The 8,858-nt window shown below is 75.1% G+C and carries 6 protein-coding genes and 1 pseudogene; 4 read left to right on the top strand and 3 right to left on the bottom strand.

Features of this window, described 5'->3' with window-relative positions:
• Positions 1-1,369 (top strand): annotated as a pseudogene (locus AC0CYZ_RS01975) (hypothetical protein); the annotation flags it as partial.
• Between the two features lie 87 nt (positions 1,370-1,456).
• On the opposite strand, the gene AC0CYZ_RS01970 reads toward AC0CYZ_RS01975, so the two are convergent.
• Together AC0CYZ_RS01970 and AC0CYZ_RS01965 are read right to left on the bottom strand one after the other, a co-directional pair.
• A complete protein-coding gene (locus tag AC0CYZ_RS01970) occupies positions 1,457-2,506 on the bottom strand; it encodes a glycosyltransferase family 4 protein (RefSeq protein WP_472211772.1) in 1,050 nt (349 codons plus the stop codon).
• Between the two features lie 118 nt (positions 2,507-2,624).
• Positions 2,625-4,439: a flippase gene (locus tag AC0CYZ_RS01965; RefSeq protein ID WP_472211769.1), complete on the bottom strand. Its 1,815-nt coding sequence runs from the start codon at positions 4,437-4,439 to the stop codon at positions 2,625-2,627.
• A 90-nt stretch (positions 4,440-4,529) separates the two neighbouring features.
• Between AC0CYZ_RS01965 and galE the strand changes: the two genes are divergently transcribed.
• The 3 genes from galE to AC0CYZ_RS01950 all read left to right on the top strand — a co-directional run bounded on the left by galE (position 4,530) and on the right by AC0CYZ_RS01950 (position 7,937).
• Complete coding sequence (galE, locus tag AC0CYZ_RS01960; protein ID WP_472211766.1) at positions 4,530-5,492, top strand: UDP-glucose 4-epimerase GalE; 963 nt, start codon at positions 4,530-4,532, stop codon at positions 5,490-5,492.
• A 232-nt stretch (positions 5,493-5,724) separates the two neighbouring features.
• Positions 5,725-6,789, top strand: a complete 1,065-nt coding sequence (locus AC0CYZ_RS01955; RefSeq protein WP_472211763.1) for a glycosyltransferase family 4 protein — start codon at positions 5,725-5,727, stop codon at positions 6,787-6,789.
• Between the two features lie 14 nt (positions 6,790-6,803).
• Entirely contained in the window at positions 6,804-7,937 is a 1,134-nt protein-coding gene (locus AC0CYZ_RS01950; protein WP_472211760.1) for a glycosyltransferase family 4 protein, read from the top strand.
• A 51-nt stretch (positions 7,938-7,988) separates the two neighbouring features.
• Here AC0CYZ_RS01950 and AC0CYZ_RS01945 read toward each other — a convergent pair whose 3' ends face one another.
• On the bottom strand, positions 7,989-8,651 hold the full coding sequence (locus AC0CYZ_RS01945; RefSeq protein WP_472211757.1) for a hypothetical protein: 663 nt from the start codon (positions 8,649-8,651) through the stop codon (positions 7,989-7,991).
• Positions 8,652-8,858 lie beyond the last annotated feature (207 nt).

The raw sequence follows: 8,858 nt of genomic DNA, 5'->3' as shown, positions 1-8,858 counted from the left end.
GGTGGCCATCGGTCCGCTGAAGGGCAGCGCCGGTGGGCCGGGGTCGGCGGAGGCGACGCAGCGCGTGTCCCGGGACGGCGAGGGCGCCCCCGGAGGGGCCGCCGCCGCGGCCGGCGCGGCGGGTGCCGCGGCGGGCTCGGCCGGAGCGAAGGGCCCGTCCGGGTCCGGGGCCAAGGGCTCGAGTGGTCAGGGCTCCGACGCACAGAAGCCCGCGGCGCAACGCTCGGGCCCGCAGGGCTCCGGGGGCCAGGGTCCCGGGAGCCAGGGTCCCGCGAGCCAGGGCGCCGGCTCCGGACCGGCGGCGGGTCAGCCCGCAGCCGCCGGCCCCGGTCAGGGCGGCGGGAAGCCCGGCTCGAGCGGGAGCAAGGACGCCGGTGTCGCTGGTGCTGCCGGTGCCGCCGCGGCGGCCGCCGCAGCTGGTGCCGCCGCGAAGGGCCCGGCCTCGACGCCCCCGAAGGGGCCGCAGCAGCAGGGGCAGCAGGGCGGCCAGAAGTCGTCCGGGCCGTCGCCGAAGCCCGGAGTCGGAGGCACCGCCCCCGGTGGTGCTGCGGGCTCGCCGGGCCAGCCGGCCTCGCCGGGCCAGCCGGGCGGCCCCGGCCGCTCCGGGCCGCAGTCGTCCGGCTCGGGCCCCGCCAAGCCCTCTCCGTCGCCCGCCGGTCAGAACGGGCGCCCGTCGCCCGGCGTCGGCGGCTCGGGCCCCGCGGGCGGCGGCTCCGGGTCGGGTGCGCCCGGCTCGTCGGGTGCGCCCGGCAAGGACGCCTCGCCATCGTCGGGGGCGAAGCCCGCGGCAGCGGGTGCTGCGGCGGGTGCCACGGCCGCGTCACGGGGGTCGGGCGGGACGAACGGGTCCACAGCGGCGAACGGGACCCCCGGTCCGAAGTCGGGCCAGAACGCGCAGGGCCCGACTCCGCAGGGCCAGACCGCGCAGGGCCAGAACGCGCAGGGCCAGAACGCGCAGGGCCAGAACGCGCAGGGCCAGAACGGTTCCCGCGGCAGCGGCCCGATGCCGTCGGCGAAGCCCGCAGCCGGCTCGCCCTCGCCCGCGGCGAAGCCCGGTCCCGGTCCGTCCTCCGACGCCCCGACGACCACCGTCGGCACGACCGGGACGTCCTCGATGACCCCGCGCCGACCCGCCCCGGGGAAGCCGGTGTCGATCAAGCCCAAGGGCACCCCCGCGGTGACCCCGGCCGCAAAGGGCGGGCCGACGCCGGCCGCGCGGCCGGCCGGCCTCGACGCCGACACCGTCGCCGTGGACATGCGCCGCAAGGGCGGGCCGAGCCCCACGCCGCGTCCGCGCACGAACGGCGCGCCCAACCGCGTCGGGTCCTCCGCGGCGACCGAGACCGATCGCGGCTCCCGCGACAACTGAGTCGTCCCGCTCGCCCAGTCGTCCCGCTCGCCGAGTGCTCCCGCTCCGCCCGGCCACCGCCTCCGGTGGCCGGGCGGACGTGTCCGATCAGGCGCCGAGGCGCTCCGCCGCCAGCCGCTGGAACACCCCGGACCACGCCACGGCCGCGCGGTCGGCGGAGAAGTGGCGCTCGTAGTGCTCCCGGGCCCCCGCCCCCAGCGCCGCGGCCGTCCCCGGGTCCGCCAGCCTGCCGAGCAGCCCCGCGAGGCCGTCGACGTCGTCGATCCCGAGGGGCGGCAGGTCCGGCGCGGCGAACTCGGGGAGACCGCCGGAGTCGGACACGACCGTCGGCACCCCGAGCTGCATCGAGAGCACCTGGACCCCGCTCTGGGTGGCCAGCCGGTAGTGGGCGAGCGAGGCCTTGGCCCGCGCGAGCACGGGCAGCACGTCGGCGTAGGCGAAGTGCTCCCGACGCCACTCGACGTGCTCGGGCAGCTCCACGCGGTCCAGCGGGCCGTTGCCGAGCAGGAGCAGCCGGTCCCCGGCGTACGCCGGGGACGCGGTGTGGCGGGCCCACGCCCGCAGCGCCACCGCCACGTTCTTGTAGGGCGACATCCGGCCGAGCAGCACCACGTCGCGCCGCTGGGCGGCCGGCACCGGGACGGGAGGCAGGTCCGCCTCGGGCACGTCGGAGGTCAGCGGGACGACGTCGACCCGGCGCCCGAAGCGGGCCGAGAGCACCGCCGCCACGTGGGCGCTCGGAGCGACCACGGCGGCGGCCGTGCGCGTCTGGTGGTCGAGTACCGCGCGGCGGTGCCAGGGGCGCTCCTCGCTGGCGTCGTGCGGGCGGTCGTCGTGGACGACGTGGACGAGCGGGGCGAGCCGCGTCATCGGCAGCCAGCGCGGATCGTGCATGAGCTCGGACACGACGACGTCGGGGGCGAAGCGCCGTGCCTCGGCCGTCACGCGCGCGAGCGGGGGCAGGGTGCGGGGGTCCTTGATCGCCGGGTCGAGGACGCGCTCGTCGGGGCGCGCGACGACCTTCTCGTAGTGCTGGTCGGTGGTGACCACGAGCGTGGCGTGACCGGCGTCGGCCAGTGCGTCGACCTGGACCCGGGTGAGCGTCCGCAGCCAGGGCGACAGCCAGAGGATCCTCATTCGCACGCTCCCGATCTCCCCGCGGGGCGTCGTGCCCGCCGGTACCGGCGCCCCACCGGGCCCGGCGCGGCCGAATGGTGGCACGGGCGACGAAATCCCCCGGGACCGCCCCCGCGCGTCACCGCCGGCGGATGACCCGCAGGTCGACGTACTTGCCCTGCTGGCGCATCCGGATCGTCTGCAGGGCGGCCAGGTCGAGCTCCATCGTCGGCAGGTCGGTGACGTCGGAGTTCCCGGACGGGTCGCGACGCCCGCCGTTCCGGCCGGACGCCGCCATCGCGGCCGGCTTCAGCTGGGTGGTCTCGGCGTCGAGGGCGTCCGCGGCCGCGCGGCTGCCGGGGACCCGAGCGGTCTCCGGGAGCACGGTCGTGTCGGCGTCCAGCCCGGTCGGCACGCCGTCCGGGTCGACGAAGGGGCCGACGACCGGTCCCGAGGGGGCGACCCCGAGGCCCTCCTGCTCGCCGGCCCGGGCGGCCTCGGCCTCCAGGCGGTCGAGGCTGCGCGGGCGCAGCGCGCCCAGCAGGGCGGTCCGCATGCTCGCCGGTATCGCGCCGACGAGCAGCGCGCCCCCGAAGTAGGCGATCCCGCCGGCGGCCAGCGGCACGATCAGCGGCAGGTCCTCGGTGAGCCAGATGGCGCCGAGCGCGAGCGCGCCGGCGGGCACGAGCCGCAACAGGTAGCCGAACGGCAGCGGGTGGACGCCGTGGCGGCGCAGCCGCCACTGCGACATGGTGACGCCGATCGTCTCGGTGACCAGCAGCATGATCCCGCAGGCCACCGCCCCGAGGAGGGGCACGAGGATGATGTTCCCGACGCAGTTCACGACGAGGTTGATCGTCGACATCGTCGTCAGGTAGCGCTGTTCGCGCGCGGCGATGAGCCCGTCGGAGACGATCGCCGAGAGGAACGTCATCGCGACGGCGATGAAGAAGAACTGCAGCGGGGGCCCGGCGAAGGCACCGACGCCGTCCTTGCCGCCGACCAGGTCGGCCATGCGGTGCGCGAGCGGCCAGCCGATGACCGCGATCGGGAAGCCGACGAGCAGGAGGAACCGATAGCCCTGGTCGACGGCGCGGGCGAAGCGGGGACGATCGGTGTTGAACGTCTCGTTGATCGTGGACAGCACGGAGCTCTCGAACACCGACGAGATCAGCGTCAGCGTGAACGCGATCTGCAACGCGGTGTAGTACCCGGAGACCTGTTCCGGGGGGGCCAGGATCGAGAGGATCAGGCCGTCCGCCCGCCAGTACAGCACCGCGATGATCGAGATGAGGGTGAGCGGGAAGGCCTCCTTGAGCAGGCCCCCCATCGCCCGCCAGTCGACCACCCAGCGGATGTCGGTGAGCCGCCGCGCGCCCCACCACTGGATGACCAGCCGCAGCGCCTGCGGGAGGATCTGCACGGCGCACATCGCCAGCAGGCCGAGGTCGAAGTAGGCGACGGACGCGGCCGAGGACAGCGTCAGCACCCGCGAGAGGAACTCCGCCGACGCCGCCGAGGAGTACCGGACCTTGATGTCGAAGACCGGCTCGTAGCAGCTCGAGATCGTCGTGAAGATCAGTCCGATGGCGAGGACGAGCACCGCGCCCTGCTGGATCGGGTCGCCCCAGTAGACGCCGACGCCGGCGACGCCCGCGACGATCGCGAGGGGCAGGGCGTACAGCGTGGAGAACGAGACGTTCATCCCCACGAGCCGCTCGAGGTTGCCCCCGTGGCCGGTCACCCGGCGGACGACGATCGTGCCCACCCCGAGCTCGGTGAACGCCTCGAACGACTGCGCGAAGACGACGGCGGTGGCCATCACGCCGTAGCCGTTGGATCCGAGGTAGCGGGTCGCGATGCCGATCGTCACCATCGAGAGCGGGAGGGCCGAGAACTTCGCCAGCACCTGGATGACGACGCCACGCGCGATCGCGGTGGACCGGGTGCTCATCGTTTCGGATGCTACTCGTGGGCGGACGGACGACGTCGGCGACGGGGGCGCCCCGACGGGTGGCCGCGGCGGCTGGCTAGGGTCCGCCCGGTGAGCACCTGGCTGCTGACCGGCGGGGCCGGCTACATCGGCGCCCACGTGCTGCGGGCCCTGCGCGCGGCGGGTCACGATGCCGTGGTCCTGGACGACCTGTCCACCGGCCGCCCGGAGCGCCTGCCCGACGACGTCGAGCTGCTGCGCACGAGCCTGCTCGACCCGGACCTGCCCGCGGTGCTCACCGGGCTCGTCGCCCGACGCCGGGTCGACGGGGTGGTGCACCTGGCCGCGAAGAAGTCGGTGCCCGAGTCGGTCGCGATGCCGCTGCACTACTACGAGCAGAACGTCGGCGGCACCGTCGCGATGCTGCGGGCGGCGACGGCGGCGGGGATCGGTCGCGTCCTCTACTCCTCCAGCGCCGCGGTGTACGGCGAGACGGGCGCGGAGCCGGTCGCCGAGGACCAGCCGACGCTGCCGACGAGCCCCTACGGCGAGACCAAGCTCGCGGGGGAGTGGGCGGCGCGCCGCCACGCCGAGGCCGCCGGCCTGCGCTGGGCCGCGCTGCGCTACTTCAACGTGGCGGGGGCGGCGTCCCCGGAGCTCGCCGACCGGGGCGCGACGAACCTGCTGCCCCTGGTGCTGCGCGCGGCGGAGACCGGCGAGCCGCTGAGCGTCTACGGCGACGACTGGCCGACCCCGGACGGGACCTGCCTGCGCGACTACGTGCACGTCGAGGACCTCGCCGAGGCCCACGTGGCCGCCGCCCGGGTCCTCCTCGACGACGCCGCGCCCTCGCCGGGCGCGCTCAACGTCGGGCGCAACGAGCCCACCAGCGTGCTCCAGGTCGTGGCCGCCGTCGAGCGGGTGCAGGGCCGCCCCGTGCCCCACCGGATCGCGCCGCGTCGCCCGGGTGACCCGGCCCGCGTCGTCGCGGACGCGTCGCGGATCGCGACGGTCCTCGGCTGGCGCGCGACCCGGGGAGTGGACGACATGGTGGCCCCGCCCCGCCGGCACTGATCCCGGTCCGGTGTTCCGGCGGGGACGCCCACGACGAGGTCCTCGGCTCCGGGGGCGCCGACCGGACCGGGTGACGATCCCGTTAGGGTCGATGACGGTGTCGATGGGAAGACTTTCCGATTGCGAAGCAGGAGTGAGCCGGTGCCCGCAGGTGCGTTCCCGAGTCGATCCCGTGGCGACTGAGCCGAGCGACTCGCACCCGGCGCACCGTGCCGCGGCCCCCGAACGATCGGTGGCGACGCGGGTCCGGTTGGAGCTGGCGCACGACCTGGACCCGGTCGTCCACTCGACGCGGCACGCCGACGGCGAGGTCCCCGACCGGTGGCCGTACGGGTTGGACAAGCTCGCCCACCACGGCATCGACGTGCGGTTCCGTGCGCCGCGCCGCGGAAGGATCGCGGAGCGGGTCGGACGGTCGTTGCGGCACCGCACCGGCGGGCTGGAGTGCTGGAACGCGGCGGCGGCCCTGGCGGCCCGCGACGGCGCGGACGCCGTGCTGTGCTGGGACGAACGGACGGGGCTGCCCGCACTGGCGCGGGAGGGCGTGGTGGGGCACCGCCCGGTGGCGACGGGCGTGGTGTGGCTGACCGACCCCGAGCCGACGAGCACGTTCATGGCACGGCTGGCGCGGCGGGTGCTGCCGCGTGCCGGTCTGGTGTGGGCGTCGTCGTCGGCGATGGTGCCGTTGCTCGTGTCCGAATGGGGCGTGTCGAGGGCTCGGGCACACCACATCCCGCTCGGGGTCGACACCGAGTTCTTCGCCCCGGCGGGCACCTCGCCGGAGCCGGGCCTCGTGGTCAGTGCCGGCAACGACCGCCACCGCGACCACGCCCTGCTCGCCGCCGCGATGCGGTCGGTGCAGGAGCGCGTGACGGACGCGCGGCTGGAGATCGCCACCCGGTTGCCCGTGCACCTCCCCGCGTCGCTGGGCGCCGTGCGTCGCGGGTTCCACGAGGGCCAGGTGCGGGCGCTGTACGGGCGCGCACAGGTCGTGGCGGTGGCGACCCGGCCCAACGTGCACGCGTCCGGGCTGACCGTGACGTTGGAGGGCATGGCGTGCGGGCGACCCGTCGTCGTCCCCGACACCCCGGGGCTGGCGGAGTACGTGGTGCCGGGGGAGACGGGGCTGGTGTACCCGGTCGGGGACGAGGCGGCGTTGGCGGAGTGCGTGCACTCGTTGCTGACCGATCCGCAGCGCGCCGCGGAGATGGGGAGTGCCGGCAGGCGCCGCGTGGTGGAGCACTACGACACGGACGTGCAGGCCGGCCGGCTCGCCGCCGAGCTGGTGACGTTGTGAGGGGATTGGCGAGCATGGCGGACGACCGACGGATCAAGGCTCGGATCGAGCTGGTGCACCACCTGGACGCGCACGCGTGGCCGCAGCGCCACGACGCCGGGGAGGTCCCCCACCGGTACCCGTTCGGGCTCGACGAGCTGGCCGACTACGGCGTCGACGTGGACTTCCGCCCCGCCGTTCCCCGCGGGCTCCGGGAGAAGGTCCTCCGACGGCTGCGCGAACGCAGCTACGGGGTCGAGTGGGGCGAGGCCGTGCTGTCCCTGCCCGGCCGGGTGCGGCGGGGCACCGACGTCGTCGTGTGCTGGGACGAGTTCACCGGTATCCCGGCGGCGGAGCTGGCCCGGTGGCCGGGACACCCGCCGGTGCTCACCGGGGTGCAGATGCTCTCGGACCCGCAGCGCTTCCCGGACTCGCTCCTGCGTCGCGCGGGTCATGCGCTGCGTCGCGCGGACGGCGTGTTCGTGCAGTCCGAGTGCATGATGGCCCCGCTGGTCGACACGTGGGGTCTGGATCCCGACCGGGTCTACTTCGTGCCCTTCGGGATCGACGCCTCCTTCTTCCGGCCCGGCCTCGTCGAGGTCGACCGGGATCTCGTGGTCAGCGTCGGCGACGACCCGCACCGCGACCACGCCACCCTCATCGACGCGGTCGCGGCCGTGCGCTCCCGGCGCGGCGGCACCCGTGTCGAGGTGGCGACCCACCTCGACGTCCGGCTGCCCGAGGACCTCGGCGTGGTGCACCGCACCCATCTCGGGGCGCGACGGCCTGCCTTCTACGGCCATGCCGCGGTGGTCGCCGTCGCCACCCACCCCAACCTGCACGGCTCCGGCATGTCCGTGATCCTCGAGGCGATGGCCTGCGGCCGTCCCTACGTCGTCACCGCCAGCGAGGGGCTCGCCGACTACCTCGCGGACGGCGTCGACGGCCTCGTCGTCCCCGCCGGGGACACCGCGGCCATGGCCGACGCGATCGCCGAACTCGTCGGCGACCCCGACCGTGCCGACGCCATGGGCGCCGCCGGGCGCCGCCGCGTCGAGGACGGCTTCACCACCGCCACCCAGGCGCGGCACCTCGCGGACGTCATCGCGGACGTCCGCCGTCGCCACGGAGCCCCCCGGTCGGCCCGGCAGGCCCACCCCGCGGCCTGACGCAACCGCTCCCGGTGGCGCGGCTCGTGCCACCGGGAGCGGGAGGTTCGGTCAGCTGCCGAAGGTCCCGTCCGCGTCGAGCTTCCGGTAGTACCCCGAGAGGTCCATGCGGCGCTTGGCGTTGACCGTGGACTTGCCCTCGTCGACGAACAGGCGCAGCGGGATGGCCCGGAAGTCGAAGCTCACGCGCGAGGTGTCGGTGTCGTTGGCGTAGTTGCCGTGGCGGTTGTTCACCGCGTCGAACCGGAACACCTCGCCCGGCCCGACGACGGCCGGCGAGTAGGTGTCGCTGCCCGGCGAGTCCTCGATCCACATCGAGTTCGTGCCGTAGGCGCGGGTCAGCGGCAGCCAGTAGTTCAGCGTGGCCGGCTGGTGGTTGTAGTCGGAGTCCTTGTGGAACTCGCTCACGGCCACGCTGCCGGGCCGGTGCACGCGGAAGGTGGGCACGCGCTGCACCGCGAGGTCCTCGCCGTACTGCGGGAGGATCCACTCCACGAGGAAGCGGTCGTAGAGGTCCCGCACCTGGTCGTACTCGCGGTAGAAGAGCGAGTGGTCGTCGGAGTCCTGGTCGTGGTTGTCGACGTCGGCGCGCCGCCCGAGCTCGTGGATCTTCTCGAGGTCGGGAGTGTCCAGGATCTTCGCGACGACCGTCGAGAACGGGAACTCGATCGGGTCGTAGGTCAGCACGGTGCCGTGCTCGCTCCGGTCGGCCATGGGGAGCCCTTCCTTGTCGTCGGCGTGGTCAGCTGGAGGAGCGCTGGAGCAGCTCCCGGTAGAGGGTCACGAGCCGGTCGGCCCAGGCGTCGGCGCCGAAGGTGCGCACGCTCTCGCGCGCCCGGGCGCCGATGTGCACCCGGACCTCGTCGTCCGAGAGCAGCTTGTCCAGCGCCGCGGTGAGCGCCGGGGGGTCGCCGACGGGGA

This window comes from Actinomycetospora sp., assembly GCF_055612215.1.
The sequence above is the reverse complement of the archived record's forward strand: the minus strand, read 5'-3'. Positions and strand labels throughout refer to the sequence as shown.

Excerpts from the sequence above, each read along its gene's own strand:
- AC0CYZ_RS01970 (WP_472211772.1), bottom strand. The coding sequence starts at position 2,506 with ATGAGGATCCTCTGGCTGTCGCCCTGGCTGCGGACGCTCACCCGGGTC.
- AC0CYZ_RS01945 (WP_472211757.1), bottom strand. The coding sequence starts at position 8,651 with ATGGCCGACCGGAGCGAGCACGGCACCGTGCTGACCTACGACCCGATC.
- AC0CYZ_RS01950 (WP_472211760.1), top strand. The coding sequence starts at position 6,804 with ATGGCGGACGACCGACGGATCAAGGCTCGGATCGAGCTGGTGCACCAC.
- AC0CYZ_RS01965 (WP_472211769.1), bottom strand. The coding sequence starts at position 4,439 with ATGAGCACCCGGTCCACCGCGATCGCGCGTGGCGTCGTCATCCAGGTG.